This is a genomic window from Okeania sp. SIO2B3, assembly GCF_010672525.1.
GTDB lineage: Bacteria > Cyanobacteriota > Cyanobacteriia > Cyanobacteriales > Microcoleaceae > Okeania.
Genome location: NZ_JAAHGH010000038.1, coordinates 12,599 through 36,868, shown reverse-complemented (window position 1 = coordinate 36,868; position 24,270 = coordinate 12,599). Strand labels below are relative to the sequence as shown.

Sequence of the window (24,270 nt, the reverse complement as noted above, 5' to 3'; positions counted from 1 at the left end):
AGGAAGGCTTTAGACCGAATTTTTCGGTAAAGTTAAGCATATTTTTTGAGTTTATATTCTCTGGATATCTCTCAATATTGAGAAAATTACGAGCAAAAGTCTTAACTAGATATACTCTCCAAAATATAGGGTGCATCTCTTATGTGTAAAAATATTTCCTATATATTCCCTGTTGCCTTCCGGAGCAGTTGCCTGTTGCCTAAAAGCGATAATTTTTTGGCTTTCTTCAAAATTTAGATGCACCCAAAATATATTGTTAACTAGATATATAACAAAAACCAACATAGTACAAAATATTGTCTGATATTTGTTTGATAAATAATCTTTGAATTTGCAACATACTTTAGCTTAATATAGTCAAGTATAAAAAAATCTATATTTAACCGTGAATGTAGTAGAAAAGCACCAAAAAGCCAGAGAATATTTGGCCCTAGGTAAAATTGATAGAGCGATCGCTCTGTGTCATCAAATTATAGAGGTAAAACCAGACTTTATTCCAGCTTATCAGACTGTGGGAAATGCTTTAGAAACTCAAGGTAATTTCAAAGCTGCAATTAATTGGTGTATTAAGGCATTACAAATTCAGCCAAATTTAGCTGAATTATACAAAATGATTGGTAATTTATACTCTCGACAAAAGCAATGGGATGAGGCGATCGCCAGTTACCAAAAAGCCATAAAATTACAACCAAATTTAACAGAAGTGTATGAAAATTTGGGTGATATTTTTAAGCAGCGTTATCAGGCTAATTTAAAAGCAGCATTGAGTCATTATCGTCAAGCAATAGATTACAATCCTCAGAATGAAACCAACTACCATAAAATCTTAGAAATTCAACCCTACCATCCAGAAATATGCCGTAGTTTAGCTAATATATTATTTAGAAAAAATCAATTAGGATCTGCAATTATTTTTTATCAAATTGCTCTAATAACTGAACCAGAAAATCCCGAAATACATTTTAATTTAGGCAAAATATTGACAGAGCAAGGCAATATTCAGCAAGCAATTTATGAATATCAACTAGCCTTAGAAATAGATAAAAATAATCCAGAAATTTATCTAAACTTAGGAATAGTTTTGGCAATAAAAAAAAGATGGTCAGAAGCGATCGCCTCTTACCGTCGTACTATTGAAATTAATCCCAACTCAGATTTAGCTTATAACTATTTAGGAGAAGCTTTAACAAAAGTGGGGGAATTAGAAGAAGCAATCGATATTTTTGAACAAGCGATAAATCTCAATCCCACCTCACCTTTATTTCATAAAAATTTAGGAGATGCTTTAGCAAAGCAAGGAAAAATAGATGAAGCAAGTGTCGCTTATAGTCGCTTTATTGAATTAGAAGGAAGAAGGAAGAAGGAAGAAGGAAGAGGGGAAAATATTGCTTTTTCTGAATTTTAAGCTGAAGAAGGAAGAAGAAAGAAGGAAGAGGGAAGAAGGAAAAGGGAAGAGGGAAAAATATTGCTTTTTCTGAATTTTAAGCTTTTAATTTGTCCTAATACCAATTTGAAAAAAGAATGTTACAAATAGTAAGAGTAATAAAAAGGTAAGCATTTCCTACGGAATGCTGCGCAAACAGCTATTAGCAGTCAGCTATTCCTACGGAATGCTACGCAAACAGCAATTAGTAATGAATAATTACTTCTAAGGTTTAGGAAGGGAGCTTTAACAGTAACTTTTATTCTGTCTCAATTTCTCAATTATTTTTACCTTCCCCAAAATTAATAGCTGAATTGCGCAGTTCCGACCATAGGAGGCTAGCTAATAGCTGACGGCTGAATGCTTACATAAAAAGACTTTACAGGATATATCCTTTGACAAAAAGAATTATTGTCGACCTGAAAAATGGTATTGAAGCTATTCATTCTGACTCCTGACTCCTGACTCCTAAGAAATAACCTTTCTTTCGACAATACTTAGTTTAGGTAGCACTTCAGTTATTAATTAATAAACACAAGTTAAATCACTTTTTTGATAATTAGCGCCCTAGTAGCGCATTAATTATTATGTTTACTACTCCCCTACTCCCCCACTCCCTGACCTATCCCTGTATTCGTGCCATAATCTGTGTTAGCCACTCCCCCACTCTGCTATTTCCTATTTTCTTGATAATATTTTTGTGCAGTTTGCATCCAAGCTTTAATCTGAGATTCTAGCCATTTTTTTTCATCATTTAACTGATTAATTTTCATTTCTAAAATCGAATTTTTTTTCTCAAGATTTTTAACCCAGTCCCTATATTCATCTACCTCAAACTTTAGGCGAGAATTTGCTTGTAAAATTTTTTGTATTCTAGTGCCTAACTCCTGCACGGAAATACTTAATTTTCCTGACTTGCTCCGCCAATTTTCCAGCAACTCGCATAACTTAAATGCCTCATCAAAATTTCCCTTTTCCAGATGATGATAAATTCGATAAAAACTCACCCATTTAACAGTTCGAGATAACACTTCACTTTCCCAATCATTTAATTCTGGGTCTGATAAATTTAAACTATCAATTAGATCACTACAAATTTGTAAATGTTCTTTCACCTGATAAAAATCATCAAAACTATGAGTTTTATTTCCTTCATGCCATCGATAATATCCCAATATTTCTTTGACAAAATATAAGTCAGCAACCAAACCAATTCTCAACCATAATTCTAAATCCCCAGCATAAGCATAATTCTCATTAAATTTCCCGCCAACTTTCTCTAAAACCTGTCTTCTCATTAATACAAACGGGCAACAAATAGGATTAGCTTCTCCCAAAATATTCCTCACCCATTCCTTGCCATTTACTAACTTATCCTCAGCATAATTTGCCCAATTCCAATTGAGATGATTATTATTAGCGTCAACCACCATAACAGATGAGGTAACTAAACCTATATTTTGATATTTATCCAAAATTTTTACCTTTTGCTCTAAATTTTTTGGCAACATCACATCATCCTGAGCAAAGATAGTAATATATTCACCATTAGCATTTTCTAAACACTTATTCCAATTAGTAAAAAGTCCTAAGTTTTTTGAATTTCTCAAGTATCTAATTCTATTATCTTTCTGGAGATAACTTCTAATAATTTCTGGAGTATTATCGTTGGAAAAATCATCATAAATAATTAACTCAAAATCTGTAAATGTCTGTTGAAGGACACTATCTATTGCTTGAGTAATAAATTCTCCAGAGTTATAAGTAGGTAAACAAACGGTAACTTGAGGACAATGATTGATGAGCATTTAATCTAATATTAATTTTGAAGTAATACCAATACCTTTTCACGGAAGTAAAAAGTAAAAAGTAAAAAGTAAGATTTTATCATCTCAAAACTTTGATGCTACAGTAATTTCAGGAAATTATTTAGCATTTAAAGTTTGAAACTATTTGTGACATTTTTAAAGTGAATTGGTATAAGTTCGGTTTATATAGTGCTACGCCCTAGGGAATAAGTAATAGGGAACAGGAAATAGTGAACTGTACAAGGTTTTTTCCTGCAAAAAGACTATTTCAAGCCTCTGGCTTTAATAGGAGGTACTGATAACTGATAACTGAAATGACGGTGGGGTATTAAACCCACTACAGAAAAGATAATAAAAGTGATTTAAAAACCTTATTTTGATGTCTGTTAAACTCAAAATCAAGCCTGATATTTGTCACTAATAAATTCAAATATTTACCAAGATATAAAAAATAGATAAGAAACATTTCAAGTTAATTTGATTAAAGCATGTATTCTAATTCCTAAATTAAGTACTTAAGCAAAATTAATTATGCACTAACTTCTCACTCTGTCAGACTTAGAGATGAAATTATATACAAAAATTTGGCATGAGTGCTTATTATTATTCCTGAATTATAAATTATCACAATTTAGAGCCAATTTTTTTCAATTGGCATGAGATATTTTGAGTTACGACAAATGGGACTGTGACTAAGTTATTTTAATTATTCTTGTTCCTGTGATAAGTGGGAACGTAAACTTAAAAATATAGCAACTGCTATTAAGAAGGCACACAAAATTAATTTCCTATTTTTGTCATCAAAATATCTCCTTATATCATGTCCAGATAAGGTAAGCATTTCCTGCGGAATGCTGCGCAAACAGCCGTCAGCTATCAACGCTTCAGTTATTAATTTATTGCCTTTATCTCAGAAATTAGTATTGATATATTTAAGTAAAATTAAAAGTATTGGAAAAAAACTGACCTTGACTTTAGAGCGTATATTTATTATTTGTTAAACAGTTAATAGCTGACCCCAAGCTAGCTGAATACTTACAGTCAAAGCTTTCAGTTAAACCTGCCCCGACAATTTTTTGACGTTTAACTAGACCGACCTACTTACCGATTGAAATTTGATTACTTCAACTAATTTTGATGAATAAACTTAACTGATTTTATGTACTGAATTCTGGGTAAATAAATTTCCGGGTTAGTACAATAAACTCTTGTAATAAACAAGTAGACTCTATGGTTAACTCAGGTAGTCAATTTTTCTCCTCCACAGAAATAAAAAACTGCACCTGTACTTAAATAGAATCTTTTCCAATAAAAACTAATATATAAATAAATAGGCAAAATATGAGAATTTCTAAAACAGCTGTCTTAACCCTTGCTGCTCTCAGTTCCCAAAATTTAACTGCTCAAGCAAAAGCTAATCCTAATATTAATTCCTACCCTCAGATAAACACACAAGAAACTAGCAATTTTACTGACTCTACTAATATTAGTAGTTTGCCATCTACTCAATTAATAAGTCGTCCAGAAATTTTACTTAGTCAAACTCCTCACACTCCTAAAACTATAACTGCTTTATCGACTCCAAATATAGCTCAAATTAGAGAAGTTTTAAATGAAAGTTGGCTGGGAAAAATAGTGGAATTTACCGCTAAAAATAGTTCTCAACTACCACAGATTACTTCTCAAATTGCTTTACAAACAGATGAAGAAGATCAAGCTAGTCTCAACCTCAATCTTACCATCACTATATTGAATACTTTATTATTAGTTGCAACTTTATTTCCCCCTGTAACTATTAGCTTTTTTTGGTTAGTCAGAAGGTTGATAATTAAAGAATTGATTGGTGAAGTTAATCAACGGTTAAAAAAGATCAGTGAATTAGAATTAAATTTGAATCAATCTCAAACATTAGTTACAGAATTAGAAAATCATATAGTCGCTGCAAAAAAGTCTATTGAGTTCATTACTCAAGAAGCGAAAAATTCAAAATCTTCCGTTGAACAAATAGAAACTTTGAAGTCTCAGTTTTTGATGCAGCTACAAATGATTATTTCTGAGACTCAAGAAGCAAAGCATCAGGCTATTCAAGAAATTAACTATTCTCTAAATTCAGAAACTAAATCTATTGAAAATACTCAGAAATCAAAATATCTTGACAAAGAAACTACTACCGTCGCTGATGATTATTTGAAACAAGGGGAAAAACTTTTCTCTGAGAGTAAGTATAATCAAGCTTTAGTAATTTTTGAAAAAGCTATTTCTCTGAATTCTGATTTAAGTGAAGCTTGGTTTAGTCGCGGTAATGTTTTTATAAAATTGCAGCGCTATGCTGAAGCATTGACTTCTTACGATAAAGCTCTTTCTCTTGATTCTGATAAATTTGAATATTGGTTTAATCGTGGCAATGTTTTGGTGAGAATGCAAAGTTATACTCAGGCATTAACTTCTTATGATAAAGCTCTTTCTTTTCAGCCAGATAATGTAACTATTTGGCTAAATAAAGGTATTTTACTCAGAAAGTTACAACAATATAATGAAGCACTTATTGCTTATGAACAAGCTCTTTTAGTTCAGCCTAAAAATGTTGATGTTTTACATAGCTTAGGCGCTCTACTTGGAAAACTACAGCGCTATGAAGAGGCACTCTCTGCTTTTGATAAGGTATTACAAATTCAGCCAAATAAATATGAAGCTTGGTATAATCGAGGTAATTTGTTAGGAAAATTAAAATCTTTTACTGAAGCAATTGATTCTTATAATCAAGCATTAGAAATTCAGCCAAAAAAATATGAAATTTGGTACAACAAGGGAGCTTTATTATGGCAATTAGAAAGATATGAAGAAGCAGTTAATTCCTATGATCGAGCTATTAAGTTGATGCCAGATGATGATGAAGTTTGGCATAATCGAGGCATGGCTTTAAATGCTTTAGAAAAATATGAAGAAGCAGTTACTTCATTTGAACAAGCAATTAAAATTAACTCCCAATGTTATCAAGCATTTATGGGTAAAGCAGAAGCATTATTGAAGTTGGAAAAGTATGAGGAAGTTCTTAGTTGTTGCAATTATGCTATTTCTATTAAAAATAATTGTTTTGAAGCTTGGGAAAAAAAAGGTATTGTTTTAGAAAAACTCAAACGTTATAAAGAAGCTTTGGTTTGTTACGAGGACGCTCTTGCTATTAATCCAGATAACTCAGAATTTCAGCGTAAATTCAATATATTAATGTCAGAATTACAAGGGGAAAAAGTTTTAATTGGAAAAAATCAACCATTATCACAAGGCAATTTAGATTTAAGTAGTCATCAAGATAAAAAACTTAGTCATAGCAAGAAAGTTCATCCTCTTGCTCTACTAAATGGCAAAAAAGTTAAAACAGATAACTAGATTATGATTTATGGCACAAGGAAGAAGAAAAAAGGAAAAAGGAAGAAGGAAAAATGGCATTGCTGAGTGGTAATGATTTTTAGATTAAGTATCAACGCAAAACATAAGTTTTTCAATTTTACCGAAAAATTGTGGGTATGCGCTTCCCTTTTTAAGGGGATAAAAAGCGGTTGAGGGATGGCGAGGTCTCCTCGCCATATCCAATCAATCAAGAGAAAAGAAAATATTCCAGATTTAAAGTCTCCTTATTGCAGAGGTACTGATAACTGAAATTACCTTCAGCTACTTACCATTACATTTGAGCAACTGCTAGATCAGGATTTGGCCACGGATACACGGATGATTAATTTGCATTGTATGAAGCTCCAAAAAAAACGATAAGGCTTTTCCCCTTGCATCTCCAAAAAATTATGATAGTATGTAATCATTGGGTGCAACTCGCCCCTACGCATGACTTTTTATTCAACGCAAAAACAGCATTTCGTTACTGAATACATATAGAAGGGATACTTAGACACCAAAGCACCAGAACAATTATCATCCGGTGAAGCACTCAGATCAAGAAGTGGCGATCGCTATATTCACAAATCCAGAAAACTATCATTTTGTGAAGCTCAAAAAAACGGCAAGGTATTTCCCCTTGCATCCTCAAAAAAATTATGATAGTATGTAATCGTAGGGTGTTGCTCGCCCCTATACATGACTTTTTATTCAACGCAAAAACAGCATATTCCCACTGAATATATATAAGGGATACTGAGACACCAAAGCACCAGAAAAGTCATCATCCTGTGAAGCATTCAGATAAAGAAGTAGCGATCGCTAAATTTTTCACCTCATCAACAGTATCGATATTATTCATGTAGAAGCGATGTAGCTACCGCACTTGCTCCGCCAACGCTATATTCACAACCAAAGAAAAATCATCATTCTGTGAAGCTCAAAAAAATGGCAAGGCATTTCCCATTGCATCCCCAAAAAAATCGTGATAGTATGTAATCATTGGGTGTCATTCGCCCCTATGTATGACTTTTTATTCAACGCAAAAACAGCATTTCGCCACTAAATACATATAGAAAAGATACTCACACACCAAAACAAAGAAAAATCATCATCCTGGGAAGCACTCTGAGAAATAAGTACCTATCGCCAAATTTGCCTGCCCCATCAACAGTATCAATATTATTCATGTAGAAGCGATGTAGCTACCGCACTTGCTCCGCCAACGCTATTATTCACAAACAAAGAAAAATTATCATTTTGTGAAGCTCAAAAAAAACTGCAAGGTATTTATCCTTGCATCCTCAAAAAAATCGTGATAGTATGTAATCATTGGGAGTTGCTCGCCCCTATACATGACTTTTTATTCAACAATTGAATAACATATATTTTGCGTTGATACTTAATCTAAAAATCATTACCACTCAGCAACACCGGAAAAATCTTGCTTCTTTTTTGTGCTATATAAACAGCTATTAGCATTCAGCTTTTTAAGATAATTTCTTCTACATGATAGAGTTTGTTGTAGGTAATATTGATTTTCGTAACATTCCATGAACTCCTTTATGAGGATGATTCACAACTTGAGTAATATGAAAATTCACAGCAATAGAACACAGAATATAAGCATCTTCAGCACTCAACCCAACAAAATTTTCTAACCAACTAATCATTTGCTTTAAAGCTAATTCAAAAGCAACATCCAAAGTATTACCAAAACCAAACGAAATAATATCAGTAGATGTTTCTGCCATGGGAAAAATTAATTGTAAATCTTGCCTAACCTTAATCTGAATAGTACCATTCATTGAAGTTTCAATAGCCGTTACATTTATTTCTCCATCCCCCTGTGCAGAATGACCATCACCAATAGAAAATAAACCACCAGGCACAAAAACAGGTAAAAAAATTCGCGAACCAACCTGTAATTCTCGGCAGTCAATATTTCCCCCATAAATACCAGGAGGAATAGATGAACGTTGAGTATTTTCTGTAGCAACTCCGAGAATTCCAAAAAATGGTTGAAGTGGAATTTTTATCCCACTATTAAGAGGAAATTCAGCTATCTTTTTTTCTAAATCTAGTGGAATAAAGTTTAGTCTTGGTTCCGTAAATTGTTCAGGTAATGCACCCCATCCCGGACGAATTGAATTAAATCCTATTGGTAAACTAGGGTAAATATTTTCCAGAATAATTTCCAATACATCTCCTGGTTTAGCATCATTAATATATATTGGTCCGGTTAATAAATGAGGACCAACACTAACTTTTCTTTCTGCTGGTAAATTGTGACAAATTTCTAGAAATTCTGGAGTGAGAAATTCTCTAGGTGCTTTGTCGTAAAGATAATAACCCGTGTAAGTTTCTACATCTATGCGATCGCCAGAATTAACGATTAATGCTGGTTCTAGTTTATGGGAAAAACCTCCTAAATGAACAGTGTTACATCGAGCTTTTAAAATGTGCTTACTCATCTTATTTATTTTTTTTTAATATTTATCGTATATAATACATATCTAAGTAAAATTATTTCAAAATTTTATAAATTCCAGTTAAAATGATTAAAATTATAACTAAAATTAATTAAACTTTTAAATAGTTACAGCCAGGAATTGGTCTTGGTGCAGGGTCATTTCATTCTAGATTTTGGCAATGAATTTATTGATTTTCAGACAGCGAAAGATAAATTTCCTAAAGCTTAAAATAAGGTGGTTTCGTCAATACATAAAATGGCACAGTTTAGAATAAAATAGCCCTGGTATTGGTGTAACCTTACCTCAAGATTGGGTATCTATCAAAAATGAAGCTCTAGTAATTATTGTAGGTTTAACTGGTGTAGGTAAAAGTACAGTCATTAATACATTAACTGAATCTGGATTAAATTTCACTTTACTTCCAAATCGACGCACCCTAACAAAAAAATTAATTATTCCTCATATTACAGCCACAAACGAGCAAAATTTTCAAACAATTTGTCCTATAGACCGCTTCAAATATACTCGCCAGTATCAAAAAAGTTTTCCTGGTGGTATGGGTCATATTTTAGCCCAGTTACAAGTTAATCCCTCTTTAATCAATCATCCATTAATTTTTGATGGTTTGCGAGGAAAAAATGAAGTTACTTATGCTGCTAATACTTTGAAAAAAGCTAAATTTATAATTTTGGATGCCCCATTATCAGTTCGCTTAAAACTTCTTTTAACTAGAAGTGATGCTTTCGATAGAATCACAAAATATCCAGATAATGAAGTAGTTAATACCAAAAAAATTATGAGTTTTTCTGATTTTGGTATACCCGAAGCATCCAATTTATTTACCTGTGATGAAGAACAGGAAATTTTAACTCAACTGGAAAAGAGAGTATATAACTCTGTAGATGTTTGCGAACGACTAAAAATTCTGGTTGAGGAGAGCAGAAATTATGATTCGGAAGCAACAAAAACAGCTTTACAGATAATTGCCCCTGAGCGAACTTTAGATTTTCCCTTCTTCCTTCTTCCCTCTTCCCTCTTCCTTCTTCCTTCTGCTTTAAACTCAGACAACGGAAGATTTTCCCTTCTTCCTTCTTCCCTCTTCCTTCTTTCTTCTGCTTTAACAATAACTTAAATGTTCTTAAGTATTCTTAAATATCTTTAACATATAGCATTTTTTTGTGACATTAATTGTAATTAATCATACTAACCATAATTCCTACAATATGTTTAGCTGAAGATTATAGAATTATGCCTAAACTAAAAAAATGCTATTAAGCAAATTAGCGATCGTTGATTCTACTCTGCGAGAAGGAGAACAATTTTTTAAATCTAACTTTTCTACGAGTGATAAAATTGAAATAGCTAGAGGATTAGATCAATTCGGAGTAGAATACATAGAAGTTACTTCTCCGAGAGCTTCTCCTCAATCCTATCAAGATTGTCAAAAATTAGTTAAATTAGGTTTACAAGCTAAAGTTGTCACCCACATTCGTTGCCATCTAGAAGATGCAAAAATAGCCCTAGATACAGGTGTAGATGGTATTAATCTGTTCATCAGTACTTCACAAATTTTACGTCAATTTGGTCACCGTAAAAGTATAGAAGAAATTATTGATATAGCTACAGAAGTTATCACTTTTATTCATCAAAAAAATCCTCAAGCAGAATTGCGTTTTTCTACTGAAGATTCATTCCGTAGCTCCCTTTCAGATTTACTACGAGTCTATTTAGCAATTAATAAATTAGGAATAGTCAATCGTTTTGGAATAGCTGATACAGTAGGTATCGCAACTCCCCACCAAGTTTATCAACTAATTCAAAAGATAAGACAATGCTTTTCTGAAAATATAGAATTTCACGCTCATAATGATACAGGTTGTGCTGTTGCTAATAGTTTTACTGCTTTTGAAGCGGGGGCAACTCATATTGATACAACTGTTTTAGGGATTGGTGAACGTAATGGTATTACTCCTTTAGCTGGATTAATTGCTCGTCTTTATACCCTCGATCCAGAAACTTTAAATAATAAATATTCTCTATCTTATCTCCATAAATTAAATCAATTAGTAGCGGAAAAAATTCAACTTTCTATTCCTTTTAATCATTGTATTGTAGGGGAAGCTGCTTTTAATCATAAAGCTGGAGTTCACACTAAAGCAGTTATCAATAATTCTAGAACTTATGAAGCAATAAATCCCACTGACTTTGATTTGAATCGGTCAATTTTAATTAATCATAAACTTACAGGTAAAAATAGTATTGCCCATCGTGCTATTCAACTAGGTCTGAATTTAGACAACTTCCAAATTCAAGCTATTACTCAAACAATTAAAAATTTAGCCGACCGACAAAAAATGACCTTAGAAAACGTGGATGAAATTTTGTTTTCATCCCAAAAAAATATGTAAGCAGTCAGCAGTCAGTTATCAGGTATCAGTTATTAACTTATTATCTTATACCAAATTCAAAAAAGGTCACTACAGTGTTAATCTCAACACTCCTAGTAACAGACTAAAGCACTGTAACAGTATTTTTTGAAAATAGTATTAGAAGGAGAGTTCAAAATTATGTTTATCAAAATAATAATGTTTTTGGAGGGTTGCTCAAATCTCCGTTACAAAAACAAGTTCTGACTTCTGACTTGGGGACTTCTGACTTCGTTAAGAAGCATTCCGTAGGAAATATTAATAGCTGAGTGCTTACACAAATATTGATTAAATTTTTCGTTGGTGAAAAGAGGTATGATATCTTGTCTGGATAAGAGCACGAACAAAAAACTTTCTCCTTCTACTACTGTTTCTTCTTCTTTCTTCCCTCCTGACTCGGTCCTCGGTCTTTTCCCTCCTGGGAGGGGCCCGCGGGTGGGTTGACTCCTAAGTAATTAGGGCTTGCTGATTAAATCTAAAAGCATTGACATATAAAGACTTTAGCCTTTTAGGGGTCGAATTGCAGTACCTGGTTTTTAGCTCTTCACGTTCAAAAAGGAGCGTATTTTAGGCTCATAGTTGGGCAGAAAAATCACTCTTACAATTCTTACTCCTACATCTTCGCTCATTCCTATTTATCCCCTCCTGGGAGGGGGAGGGACGAGGGGTGGGTTGTCTCCAGTATAGCTGTCTCCTACAAAGAGCAAAAATACTTTCCATACGCAAACCCTAATTAAGATTAATATCATACCCGCGCTTTACCAACGCCAATTTTTTTAGTTAGCATCAGTGCCAAATCTACCACAATATTAATATATTCCTTTGTTCCCAGAGAATAAAGACACCACTAAAGAGCACAAAAATAATTACTAGCTGACGGAACAATTGAGGACTAATTTTTTCTAATACTAAATTACCCAACCAATTACCTGGAAAAGCAGCTATTCCTATAAGTATCCCATATCCAAACAAAGGCAAAGTTAAAGTACCAAAAATGGTATAGGCGATCGCTTTAACAATATGAACTACCATCCGGTTAACTGCTTGAGTACCCAATAATTCCTCTTTTTCCAAGCCAAAATTAAGGTAAAAAGGTGCAAGTATTGGTCCCATACTGCCAATAATACCTGACAAAAAGGAATAAATAAAACCTGCTGGTAGAAAATACCAAGCACGAACAGTAAAAGATTGCTCTTGATTCTTAATAATTAAATTTATCCCAGAAATAACTAGAAATAATCCTACTAAAAAACTCAGCCATCCTACAGAAATTTGGGTCAACATAAAAGCACCCAAACAAGCACCAACAATAGCACCAGGTAGTTCCCAAAAAATCACTGTCCAGCTAATTTTTTGCCGATAAGTAAAAGCACGTTCAGCATTACCAATAATTGCTCCAGTTGTAATAATTGGTGGGATAGCTAAAGCTCCTAAAAAAAAACCAATGAATGGCATTAAGAGAAATGAACTACCGCCACCTGCTAGGGTACTGACAAACCACCCAACAATACTTGCTAATGTTAACCACAAATAGGTCATATTCTTTGAAAATTTATAATATTTTACTGTAAGCATTTCCTCCGGCAATACTGCGCAAACAGATGTCAGCCATCAGCTATTGCTTTTAGTTTAGGATAAAAGCTTTATTAATTGTCATATGACTATATTTATGTATAACTTTTATTATACCAGTTCTGAGAATAGGAATCTAAGTTTTAGAGTTTTCATATATCCTTAAATTTTTTACCGAATAATATCATGTCTGCACTTTATCGTTTGTATAAACCGAAGGGTGAATATCTACAAAAAATTTAAGTTTTTTCGGACTTTTAAGTCTTCTGTTCTAGATAACTAAAGCCTTATTCCTTTTTCCCTCTTCCTTCTTCCTTCTTCCTTCTCATCTCAATAATCTTCTCCAGAACCCACTAATAAAAATTTAGTAGTTTCTAGAGAAGGAACGACTAACAAAATTCATTGATTAAAAACTTAATTAACACTGCTACTTAAGGAAGTGGCTATTCATAATATAACCCTTCTATCGGCACACCATCCTCATGTTTATTTTCCTTTGATTTCCCTGGTAATGACTTACCATCAAGACCAATACGATTAACTGGAATTTTTTCTTTTTCTGCACCGACTCTCATCATAACTAGAGGTTCGTCTCCACAACTTTGAAACTTGTAAAAACCACCTCTAGGAATTAATATACCTTGGTTTCTGGTGAAAACTCCAACTTCACCATCTTTGCCAAAAAACCTAGCTTTTCCAGCTAAAATTACAAAAGTATGATCCTCTCCCGGATGAGAGTGTAGAACATTTTCTCCCCCTTGAGCGTAACATTTAATTCTCACGCTCATTAAATCAGTTTTGGCGAGGGTATAGTCACTCCTTCCTTTGCTCAAAAGTTGAGTTTTGAGTTGAAAAGTTTGAAGTTCTGGACTTTGGTTAGAATTTTTTTCTGTTAATTCTTGATTAGCAACCATCGTAGGTATTTTTTTTTTACAAAAAACACGAAACATAAACAAAAGTATATTACCCTAATTCTCTAATAATATTCATTATCGAAATATTAATTTTTATAATGAATTTGACAGTTGAAAGCTCCATCCTTTAGCAGAACGGAGGACTGCTTTTTATGGGCAGGATTTAGATATTAATTTAGTATCTAGCTATACTGACAAAAACGCAAATAAAACAGATAATTAAAAGTTTATTAGTAAAGTCTCAAAAGTGGTTAAAAAGACTGCAAAGAAGGCTCTCTAAAAGTAAGCATTCAGCTATTAGCTGTTAACTCTAAGATATTATAAGAGGGTTTTAATAAATATAGGCTTTAAAGTCAGCTTTGATAGTTAGGTATAAATTATGACTCAATTAGTAAAGCTTTTATCTAAAACTAAAAGCAATAGCTGACGACTGTTTGCGCAGCATGACAAACGGAAATGCTGACGCTAGTATAGAAGAGATGAAAAGGATTTTCTCAAGAAAGAGCAAACCCTCATAATTTCTTTGCCATTGTGTGCTTTATCTGTAAAAATAAGCCTGTCTTAGTCGCCTAACAATTTCTCCATGAACTTCACTGCGGATGCGGTTGCCACGCTGACATTGTTCCAATTTCACATTATCAATAAAAAACTTTACAGCCAAATCTATAGTCCCTTCTCCACTGCGTCCTATTGTCACATTATTCATCCAAATTTTGGGATGTTGCCAAGCAGCATAAATTTGAAATCTATCCTCCATCCATTTCCATAACTCTTCACCATAGTCATCCAACTTAGTTTCTAAGAAACTATTATTAGCATTAACAATTTGCTGTAAGAATTTATCCATTCTCATCTTTAAAAAAGCAATTTTTCTGTCAAACTCAACTTTTAAAACTTCATTATCTTCCTCAATTATATCTGGATCTTCCTGCCAATTTTCGTACCAACTTCTTAGCAAACTAATCAGAGTATCTTCATCCATATTTTCTGATTCTTTCAAATATAATAATTTTTTCCCTCTTGGTTTTTCTGAGATGACTTTGAAGCCTACTTTTATAAGTATATCTAAATAGTAACCCTGAATTTCTCTAATTTCTCCTCCATCAAGTCCTTCCTTTTCTAGAAACTGAATTTTGCTAATCAAATCTTTCATTGCTTGTTTGATTTCTGCGAGCTTAATTTTTAATTTTTGCTCTGCTATGAGACGCTTATGACCAAATTCTTTCTTTGATAAAAGATTATCTTGTGCATCTAACAATCGATCGCTCACCCTGTAAAAATTTTCTATAGCCACCAACTTTTTATCTAAGTCTCCTAAAGTATCTGGATGACTCAACACAACTTCTTCAATAATTTTAATAGCTTGATTTGGGTCGCAGTCACCTCTGATGGGGAGAGTAATTGTATAGTAATAATTTGGATTCGGACGACTAAAATTAATCAGTTTTTCACTTTCTAAAGCAGCGTTAGGAAGAAATAGATCGCAATGACTTTCAATCAAATATAAAGTTGTCAACCTAATTCCTACAGATTTAATTACAGCGGTCGAGCCATCCTTTAAAGCAACAACATCACCAAATTGAAATGGGGTATCTATCAATAATACCAAACCACTAAAAAAGTTAGATAAAATATCTTTCAATGCAAAACCTAGTACAAATGTCACACCGCCAAATCCTACCCATAATCCAGTTAAATCTATTCCTAATGTTTGTAGAAATAAAAAGCTTCCTATCAAGAATATAATGATTGGTAGAGTATTCTTAACGATAGGAACTAATACATCATCCCACTCTGCCTCTGTTTTTTCTGCGTATTGACTGAGGTAGTAAGAAACTACCTGAGTAAATAATGCACTTACTAAATAAGTACTGATGAGAATAATTGCGGCAGTTAATAATCGTTGAATAATAGCTAAATATTCTAAAGATTCTAAATTAGAAATTGCTATTTTAAGAAAAATCAGGATAAAAATTATCGGCAGAGGAGTTTGTAGAATGTTTAGAGTTAAAATTCCTATTTCATTATTTAACCTCCGAAATAAAGACCTAGTCCCATAGAAGACCACTATATATAAAATAAAGGCTAAAATAGTCCAAATTAGTAAATCTCCGAGAAAATTACTTAACTCATTTTTAATCAAGAGTAGGAAATTGATGCTTGGAGAGTCTAATACTTGTAAAACTTTCAACATAGTCTAAATTAATTCCTATTCGTTTTTTCAGTTGAAACTAAACTTTGAAGAAGGCAGAAGGCAGAAGGCAGAAGGGAAAATTGCTTATGGGGTCCAGACCCAAAAAAATTTTAAGCACCCCCATTGACGCTGGGGTATTAAACTCGCAAAAGAAAAGATAATTTAAATTGATAAGTTTAACGGCCAATTACCAGAACATCAGGTCTCATATAGAAACCGGGTAATTAGTTATCGTATTGCTAAGAAGTCAGTCCTCAGGAGTCAGGAGGCGCGAAGTCAAGAAAGGATTTGAACTATTAAATTTTTAAATTCGTATTCAAGCAGAACATCTGTAATTCTGAGGAAGTAATTTTACAATTACTTTATAACCGGATTATATATCAAGCCTCCCCTTTCAAGGGGATAAAAAAAGAAAATTAAGTATTTTTTTGCATCCTACTTTAGTAGGATGTACTGTTAACTGATAACTTAAATGGCCCATTCTAACTGCCAATAATCTCCCCTGTGGCCAAACGAGTACCATTAGCAAAATCCCAACCAGAAACCGCCTTCTTTCCTGACAACTGGACCTGCCACAATAACAACCAACCAGCGCCAGTTTGCAGCACTGGTCCCAAACCCTTAATAACTTTCACTACTTCCCCCACACTCCCAGAAACCTCAGACTCAGAAGACCACACCTTCTCTAACTTCTGTAACTCAGGTGGCAACTCCGACCAATATTCAGCACCTACTGGAACAGTTGCCATTACCTTCAAAGACTGACCCCGAAAACTGGTAACACAGTTAGGAAAAAACCCCCTTACTTGGTTGTGAATTTCCAAAGCACTCCTTGACCAGTCAATTTGATAATCAGAATTTTGAATCAGCGGAGCGTAAGTTGCCAAAGAATCATCTTGAGCAATAGGTTCAATATCCCCTTTCTCCAACTTCAACAAAGTTTCCCATAATAAATTAGCCCCATCTTTTGCCAAAACTTCCGCCACAGATGCAGCATTATCCAATAAACCAATAGGAATAATACTCTTCAACAACATTGGACCCGTATCCATCCCCACATCCATCAACATCGTGGTATTACCTGTTTCCTTCTCACCATGATAAATAGACCACTGAATAGGAGCAGCACCGCGATACTTGGGCAAAATCGAACCATGAACATTTACACAACCCAACTTCGGCATATCTAAAATTTCCGCAGACAAAATCTGTCCATAAGCAACTACCACAAATACATCTACTTGTGCTTGTCGTAATAAATTGAGAGTTTCAGTATGTTTTTTAACTCGACGGGGTTGCCAAACAGGGATATTGTGAGAAACTGCTAATGACTTAACTGGAGATGGGATGAGTTTATTACCACGTCCCCGTCGCTTATCAGGTTGAGTGACAACTGCCACAACTTCAATTTCTGGGCGAGTTAATAATTTTTCCAGAGTAGGAACAGCAAATTGGGGTGTGCCAAAGAATATTATTTTCATAGAATTATAAGAAGGAAGAAGGAAGAAGGAAGATAGGAAGAAGGAAGAAGTGGATGGAGATACTAAAAGAAACTGCTCCGCTCGACCAATACCCAATCAATGGTAGACACCGCTTTTGTGTAAGACTTATAGCTTTTTTTAGTAACAAAAAAGAATTCAAATGATTACTCAGTCTATTTCAGCAATAACTCTAGTATACTTAATAATAGGTGTTTTATTTTTTGAAACTAAGACGTTATAGTTATGCCTGTAAACATATTACTATAACGTCTTAGTTTATTTTGAATGGTTTAGGCAGAAATAGACATCTGGTAAAAATCAAAAATAAAATCAATTATTATCCATAAATTATTAATTGTTTCTCCTTCTATATCCGGTGTTCCCTGTTCTCTCTTTTGATGGAGATGTCTATTTCATCTCCCCTACTCCCCCGCTCCCCCACTTCCCTACTCTCAACTATATAATAAGTATTCAACCAAATTTGATATAAAAGCTTGGGATGATACCCCCATCTCAAAAGCTGAATGCTGAAGGCTGAATGCTGTTTGCGGAGCATTCCGGAACGGAAACGCTTTTTAATATGTACCTTAGACATTTACATTTACGACAGTTTCGGAACTATCTAGACCAGAAAGTTAATTTTGATGCTGCCAAAACAATTTTAGTGGGAGATAACGCCCAAGGTAAATCTAATCTACTGGAGTCAGTAGAGTTACTTTCCACTCTCAAATCTCATCGGGTTAGTCGCGATCGCGATTTAATCCTAGATGGCAAACCAGCGGGACAAATACAAGCTAACTTAGAAAGACAAGTTGGCAATATTGAGCTGACTTTAACTGTACGGAGTCAAGGTAGACGCACTGTGGCAGTTAATGGTGAAACTTTACGTCGCCATTTAGACTTTTTAAGCATTCTAAATGTGGTTCAGTTTTCCAGTCTAGATTTAGATTTAGTCAGGGGTGGACCTGAAGTACGCCGTCACTGGTTAGACCGACTATTGGTACAACTCGAACCTGTTTATGCTCACATTCTGCAACAGTACAATCAAGTTTTGCGCCAACGGAATGCTTTATTAAAGCAAATTCGCCAACAGAAAATGGCAGCAGAAACTACTGGTTCCATAAATTCTATTTCTACTCAGGAGTTAGCTTTGTGGGATGCTCAGTTGGCAACTACTGGAGCGCGGGTAATTCGCCGAAGACAGCGTGTTTTACAGAGGTTAGCACCGTTAGCGAGTGAGTGGCACCGGGCGATCGCTGGAAATATGGAAGTTTTGCGGATGGAATATTTGGCGAATGTGATGGTTGATAGTAAGGAATTGATTATTCAAGATAGTTTGGATGGGGTGCGTCAAGCTTTTTTAGAAAAAATCAAGGTACGGGCGATCGCCGAACAATATCAAGGTACTACAGTAGTAGGTCCTCATCGAGATGATGTAGCTTTTACTATTAATGATACTCCAGCACGACAATATGCTTCTCAAGGACAGCAGCGCACTTTGGTGTTAGCGTTAAAGTTGGCGGAGTTGCAACTTATTGAGCAGGTAGTAGAGGAACCACCGTTGTTGTTATTGGATGATGTGTTGGCAGAGTTAGACTTGCATCGACAAAATCAATTGTTAGAAGCAATTACTGACCGTTTTCAAACTTTGATTACAACTACTCATTTAGGGTGTTTTGATGGTCAGTGGTTACAAGATACTCAAATTCTTTCGGTGCGATCGGGACAAATTAGTTATTTCTTGGATTTTTGATTATTTGATCGTTGTCAAACAATTAACATTTGACAAAAATAAAAAATTGTAGTAATAGAATATTTTTTTGATATTTAACTATACTAAAATGTCAAATTGAGCTAGACTATACTATGAAATAATCAATAAAAAATTAGCTACCATAGCAAATAAAGTTCTATGAAACGTTTTATTTCTCGTGTACTAGCCTTAGTTTTAGTTTGTGTAATAGGTTTGATGGGTTGTTCTAATAATCCCGCAACTTTAAGTGGAAATTATCAAGAAGACACATTAGCTTTAATAAATACCTTAAAAACAGCTATTGAGTTACCAGAAAATACAGAAGGTAAAGCAGAAGCTCAAGCACTAGCACGTCAAACACTTAATGACTATGCTTCTCGCTACCGACGTGATAATTCTGTATCGACTTTACCTTCTTTTACCACTATGAGAACTGCTCTTAATTCTCTAGCAGGTCATTATAGTTCTTATCCAAATCGTCCTGTGCCTGAAAAATTGAAGAAACGTTTAAATCAAGAATTTAGACAAGTAGAACTTGCTTTAAAACGGGGAGTTTAATAATTAATAATTAATAATTAATAATTAATAATTAATAATACCTCTCTTTGAGAGGTTGTCTGAGAAGTCCCATTTGCTACATCAAAGCCCCCGCGCATCCCCCGTTCAACAAAAAGCGAAGCAACATCTGGCTTCCCCCGATCCTGCGGGGGACGGGAGGGAGATTAATAAAGGGGTACTTTTAGAAGCAAATTTACTCTTGTTCCCCCCAAAGTTGGCTTGCTCGGGGGGCAAAATTCAGTATCAAAAAACTTTTCAGAATTCCTATGAAAACGGATAGGATTGACTAAAAGAAAAAAATCTTTTTATCCAATCCTTTTATTTATAAGAAGAGGTAATTCAAAATTATTGAATATTCTTATGTGTACCTCATTTACCTTCAATATTCTGTAATTTTTCCTACAAAGCAAGGTGAAAAAATAAGCAATTCCTCAGTTTTTTTTGAGTAACTGTACAAATTCGGGTAACAATAATCCGAATTTTTTTTGTCAATTTGAAGATTTAAGAGCTATTGGACTACGTAAATATAGCGCTGTGCGCAGGCAACAGCTCATCTGGCAACAGCGGTGCGACCCCGCGACGACGCCAGCTCGCTTGCGGTCAGACCCCGCGACGACGCCAGTCCCAAGGGAACGCTGACCAAGAGAGGGAATGCGCACTCCTGTGAGGCAACAGCTCCGGAAGGGGGAATAAAAAACCGATATAGCATTTCCCAAGCTAGTGAGGTACAGTAATCTTTTTTATTCCTATTCCCTATTCCCTATTCCCTGTTGCCTGTTGCCAGATGAGCTGTTGCCTAAAAAAACGAATTTTGTATCTCACCAGTATGAGAATTGCTATAATATAAGGCTTTTAGCTATTGGACAGTTATTGTAATTTGTAAATATGCCAGCGCACATTGCTATAGGTGAAGACAATAAATTTGAGTCAAAATAGGCATTGGTTAAGACATTTTTCAATCCTGTTCATGGAGTGTTTCCGTAGGAAAAAACCTTGCTATTCCCAGAGCCACTATTCCCTACCACATAGTGCTATACAATTGATTTTTCAACTATACTGAAAGACTAGCTATTAACCGAATAACTAATCAACAATTAGGTGTTATTCTGTTTATTTATATGAGGAAATAAATTTAATTACTCTTATGAACACAACTTATACTTCACTGACAAAAATTAAAACAAAAAAAACCTTATATAATACTCTATTAGGTACTTTATTTTGCCTAATAGCAAATCCATTATTTTCGTATCAGCAACCAGCTCAAGCACAAACAGATAATTATTGTCGTTTGTCACCAGAAGCGATCGCTACAAAAGAAAACTTACGTCAAGCAGTCTTAGCAGGAAACAAAGAAGCAGAAAAACAATATCAAGATATCTTAATTCAACAGGGTAGAGAAGTAAACAACTGTCGCCTGAGAAACTGGCCAAGAACTCAAGGCATCTGGTTGCGACTATATCCTTGTGATGCTAGACCAGGAGAAATTGACAGAATACTCGACCATGTAGTTAATAAAGGCTACAATCAAGTTTATATAGAAGCTTTTTATGATGGACAAGTGCTTCTTCCCGCAGCAAATAACCCCACAGTTTGGCCGTCTGTACTGCGCGTCCCTGGTTATGAAAATGTCGATCTATTAGCTGAGAGTCTCAAAAAAGCAGGCGATCGTGGTTTGCGAGCTTATGCTTGGGTATTTACCATCAACTTTGGCTATACTTACTCTCAACTACCCAACCGTCAACAAGCTTTAGCTCGCAACGGTAAAGGTCAAACAACCCTTGATGTGATTCCAGATAATGCTAGTTTGCACAACCAGTTAGGTGCAAGTCATGCTTTTCATACATTCATTGATCCGTACAGTCCAGAAGCACGTCAAGATTATGCAGTTATGATTAATGAGGTACTCAAACGCCGACCTCAAGGTGTTTTATTCGACTACGTTCGTTATTTGCGTGGAGTAGGACCAGACTCTGTAGCGGATCAAGTAAAAGATTTATGGGTTTATGGTGAAGCTTCTAAGAAAGCTCTATTGCAACGTGCGAAAAATGAAGCAGGAAAGGAATTACTCACAAGATTTTTAGACAAAGGATATGTAACTTCTGGAGATATTTCTGCGGTTTCTTACAGGGAAACTCCTAAATGGCAAAATTTCTTTTCACCTGCGACTACTGCATCTGCTACTGGTAGACTACCGAAAGGAGGTTCGGGACGACAAGTTTGGGAATTGAGTGTTGCTCACGCAGCTCAAGGAATACTTGATTTTCTCAAGGTGGCGACTAAACCAGTGAAACAAAAAGGTCTTTCTGCTGGTGCTGTATTTTTTCCTGGTGGTAACAAAAGAGTACGGGATAATGGGTTCGACTCTCGACTCCAACCTTGGGACCAATTTCCCTCTTCAATGGAATGGCATCCCATGTCTTATGGAATTTGTGGCGATCGCAACCCCAGTTGTATTGTTTCAAAAGTGCAGAGAGTAGTAAGTATGGCACCAAATGGGGTAGCAGTTATTCCAGCGATCGCTGGAGTTTGGGGACAACCTTTTACTGGTCGCCCTTCCTTAGAGATCCAAATGCAAGCTATTAGAAGAGCAACTCCTCAGATTAATTCTATTAGTCATTTTTCTTATGGTTGGCAAAATGTGGAAGAAACCCGCGAACGTAAGTCTTGTCGGTTGTAAAGAAACGGTCAGCACTTTAGTCCAGTAGGGTGCGTTAGAGAAGCGTAACGCACCGTTTTTCAAGGAAGCTTCAGCAACAAAGCCATTAACAATTAATAATTACCTCTTCTTAAAATGGATAGTATTGACTAAAAGGATTTTTTTTGATTTTATACCCTTAAAAGGGAAGGCTTGAAGGCTTGAATTGTTGAATGAATAATTATCAACTTAATTATTAATTATTAATTATTAATTATTAATTATTCGCTAACCTACCCCACAGATTACCTGGTAATCAATTTCTGAAGATGATTTTTGAATTAATAGTGGTGCGTTAGGCGCTAGCCGTAACGCACCCTACTGGACTAAATAGGTTGTAATATTTTATTGTTGGGGTTTGGTCTCCAAACCTAAGCGCAAATTTTCACAAATCATTTAGGATTAGTATATCAGCGATCGAGATAATGATAAAGAATAGAAAACAAAAATCAAGGAACAAAAAATTAGAGGAAAGAATAGAAAAGCTGAGACAACAAGGTTTTTATTTTCCTCCAAACATTCAATATCCTAACAAAAAAACTCCTGAAAAAGAAACCAGATTAATCAGACGTATTGCAGATTGGTGGGAAACAACTCCTATTGAAAAGTTTTTAGAAGATATAGAATATCTGTTAAGAAATTCAGCAACTTTAGAAATTATTGGTTTGCTTGCTAATATTGCTCTTATTGTTAGTTTAGTAACCTGGTTAACGGAGTTTGAAGAACGAAAAGAAGAAAAACTTTTTTCTACCTGGAGTGTTATTAATGATGGTAAAGGCGATAAATCTGGGGTTGTGAAAACAGCAGTAGAACGATTACATAAAGATGGATTTTCTTTATCTGGTCTAGAACTTAATAAAACTAATCTCCATGACGCTAACCTCATTGTTCAATACAATTGAGTTAAGGATTTTTTTTTGCAGTTTTATAATCTCAAGAGCTACTAATAATTGTTCGATAGTTTATAGGTTTTGGTCTTATATCATGTCCGATTGAATACTTACACTTTGGAAGAGGTAAGGCAGAAGGAAAGAAAAAGTTAGAAGGGAAAAGGTTTTTTGCTCACTAATTATCCGGACACGGTATTATCTGAACCGTATTAGACCATTGTTGGGTTTCGATTCCTCAACCCAACCTACGCTTATTGCAATATTTTTAGATATATCGGTTTACTATTAAAGTGGAAAGATAAAGACAATGATAAAGAATATAAAACAAAAATCAAAGAACAAAAAATTAGAGGAAAGAATAGAAAATCTCAGACAAAAAGGTTTTTATTTTCCTCCAAACATTCAATATCCTAACAAAAAAACTCCTGAAAAACAAACCAGATTCCTCAGACGTATTGCAGATTGGTGGGAAACAACTCCTATTGAAAAGTTTTTAGAAGATATAGAATATCTGTTAAGAAATTCAGCAACTTTAGAAATTATTGGTTTGCTTGCTAATATTGCTCTTATTGTTAGTTTAGTAACCTGGTTAACGGAGTTTGAAGAACGAAAAGAAGAAAAACTTTTTTCTACCTGGAGTGTTATTAATGATGGTAAAGGCGATAAATCTGGGGTTGTGAAAACAGCAGTAG

The 24,270-nt window shown here is 34.5% G+C and carries 16 protein-coding genes; 10 read left to right on the top strand and 6 right to left on the bottom strand.

All coding sequences use genetic code 11. The features are described 5' to 3' along the window. The first annotated feature begins 385 nt into the window (after positions 1-385). A complete protein-coding gene (locus F6K15_RS21820; RefSeq protein WP_293064239.1) occupies positions 386-1,405 on the top strand; it encodes a tetratricopeptide repeat protein in 1,020 nt (339 codons plus the stop codon). Between the two features lie 689 nt (positions 1,406-2,094). Here the strand turns inward: F6K15_RS21820 and F6K15_RS21815 are convergent. After that, positions 2,095-3,231: a glycosyltransferase gene (locus tag F6K15_RS21815; RefSeq protein WP_293064237.1), complete on the bottom strand. Its 1,137-nt coding sequence runs from the start codon at positions 3,229-3,231 to the stop codon at positions 2,095-2,097. Positions 3,232-4,572: 1,341 nt separating this feature from the next. On the opposite strand from F6K15_RS21815, the gene F6K15_RS21810 reads away from it, so the two are divergent. Next, the gene (locus F6K15_RS21810) at positions 4,573-6,618 is read left to right on the top strand and encodes a tetratricopeptide repeat protein (RefSeq protein WP_293064235.1); all 2,046 of its coding nucleotides are present in this window, start codon (positions 4,573-4,575) and stop codon (positions 6,616-6,618) included. A 544-nt stretch (positions 6,619-7,162) separates the two neighbouring features. Further along, positions 7,163-7,291 (top strand): hypothetical protein, encoded by a 129-nt coding sequence (locus tag F6K15_RS21805; RefSeq protein WP_293064233.1) that lies wholly within the window; start codon positions 7,163-7,165, stop codon positions 7,289-7,291. 832 nt (positions 7,292-8,123) lie between these two features. On the opposite strand, the gene F6K15_RS21800 is transcribed toward F6K15_RS21805, so the two are convergent. Next, the gene (locus tag F6K15_RS21800) at positions 8,124-9,092 is read right to left on the bottom strand and encodes an acetamidase/formamidase family protein (RefSeq protein WP_293064231.1); all 969 of its coding nucleotides are present in this window, start codon (positions 9,090-9,092) and stop codon (positions 8,124-8,126) included. 556 nt (positions 9,093-9,648) lie between these two features. Here F6K15_RS21800 and F6K15_RS21795 point away from each other — a divergent pair. Both F6K15_RS21795 and lysS read left to right on the top strand, forming a co-directional pair. Continuing rightward, positions 9,649-10,224, top strand: coding sequence for a hypothetical protein (locus F6K15_RS21795; protein WP_293064229.1), 576 nt, complete (start codon positions 9,649-9,651; stop codon positions 10,222-10,224). A gap of 133 nt (positions 10,225-10,357) precedes the next feature. Further along, positions 10,358-11,500 (top strand): homocitrate synthase, encoded by a 1,143-nt coding sequence (gene lysS, locus F6K15_RS21790; protein ID WP_293064228.1) that lies wholly within the window; start codon positions 10,358-10,360, stop codon positions 11,498-11,500. An 816-nt stretch (positions 11,501-12,316) separates the two neighbouring features. On the opposite strand, the gene F6K15_RS21785 is transcribed toward lysS, so the two are convergent. The 4 genes from F6K15_RS21785 to fmt form a co-directional block, all read right to left on the bottom strand. Beyond that, complete coding sequence (locus F6K15_RS21785; protein ID WP_293064227.1) at positions 12,317-13,057, bottom strand: sulfite exporter TauE/SafE family protein; 741 nt, start codon at positions 13,055-13,057, stop codon at positions 12,317-12,319. 476 nt (positions 13,058-13,533) lie between these two features. Next, positions 13,534-14,004 (bottom strand): cupin domain-containing protein, encoded by a 471-nt coding sequence (locus F6K15_RS21780; RefSeq protein ID WP_293064226.1) that lies wholly within the window; start codon positions 14,002-14,004, stop codon positions 13,534-13,536. 538 nt (positions 14,005-14,542) lie between these two features. Beyond that, positions 14,543-16,198 carry a mechanosensitive ion channel family protein gene (locus tag F6K15_RS21775; RefSeq protein ID WP_293064225.1) on the bottom strand — a complete coding sequence of 552 codons (1,656 nt, stop codon included), beginning with the start codon at positions 16,196-16,198 and terminating at the stop codon, positions 14,543-14,545. Between the two features lie 482 nt (positions 16,199-16,680). Beyond that, entirely contained in the window at positions 16,681-17,679 is a 999-nt protein-coding gene (gene fmt / locus F6K15_RS21770) for a methionyl-tRNA formyltransferase (RefSeq protein WP_293064223.1), read from the bottom strand. A 580-nt stretch (positions 17,680-18,259) separates the two neighbouring features. Here fmt and recF point away from each other — a divergent pair. The 5 genes from recF to F6K15_RS21745 form a co-directional block, all read left to right on the top strand. Continuing rightward, positions 18,260-19,432, top strand: coding sequence for a DNA replication/repair protein RecF (recF, locus tag F6K15_RS21765; RefSeq protein WP_293064222.1), 1,173 nt, complete (start codon positions 18,260-18,262; stop codon positions 19,430-19,432). A 159-nt stretch (positions 19,433-19,591) separates the two neighbouring features. Beyond that, the gene (psb27, locus tag F6K15_RS21760) at positions 19,592-19,990 is read left to right on the top strand and encodes a photosystem II protein Psb27 (protein WP_293064219.1); all 399 of its coding nucleotides are present in this window, start codon (positions 19,592-19,594) and stop codon (positions 19,988-19,990) included. A 1,144-nt stretch (positions 19,991-21,134) separates the two neighbouring features. Next, entirely contained in the window at positions 21,135-22,670 is a 1,536-nt protein-coding gene (locus tag F6K15_RS21755; RefSeq protein ID WP_293064217.1) for a hypothetical protein, read from the top strand. A 443-nt stretch (positions 22,671-23,113) separates the two neighbouring features. After that, positions 23,114-23,590, top strand: a complete 477-nt coding sequence (locus tag F6K15_RS21750) for a hypothetical protein (protein WP_293064215.1) — start codon at positions 23,114-23,116, stop codon at positions 23,588-23,590. A 295-nt stretch (positions 23,591-23,885) separates the two neighbouring features. Further along, positions 23,886-24,270, top strand: a 385-nt coding sequence (locus tag F6K15_RS21745; RefSeq protein WP_293064212.1) for a hypothetical protein, incomplete at its 3' end; no start/stop codon positions are given.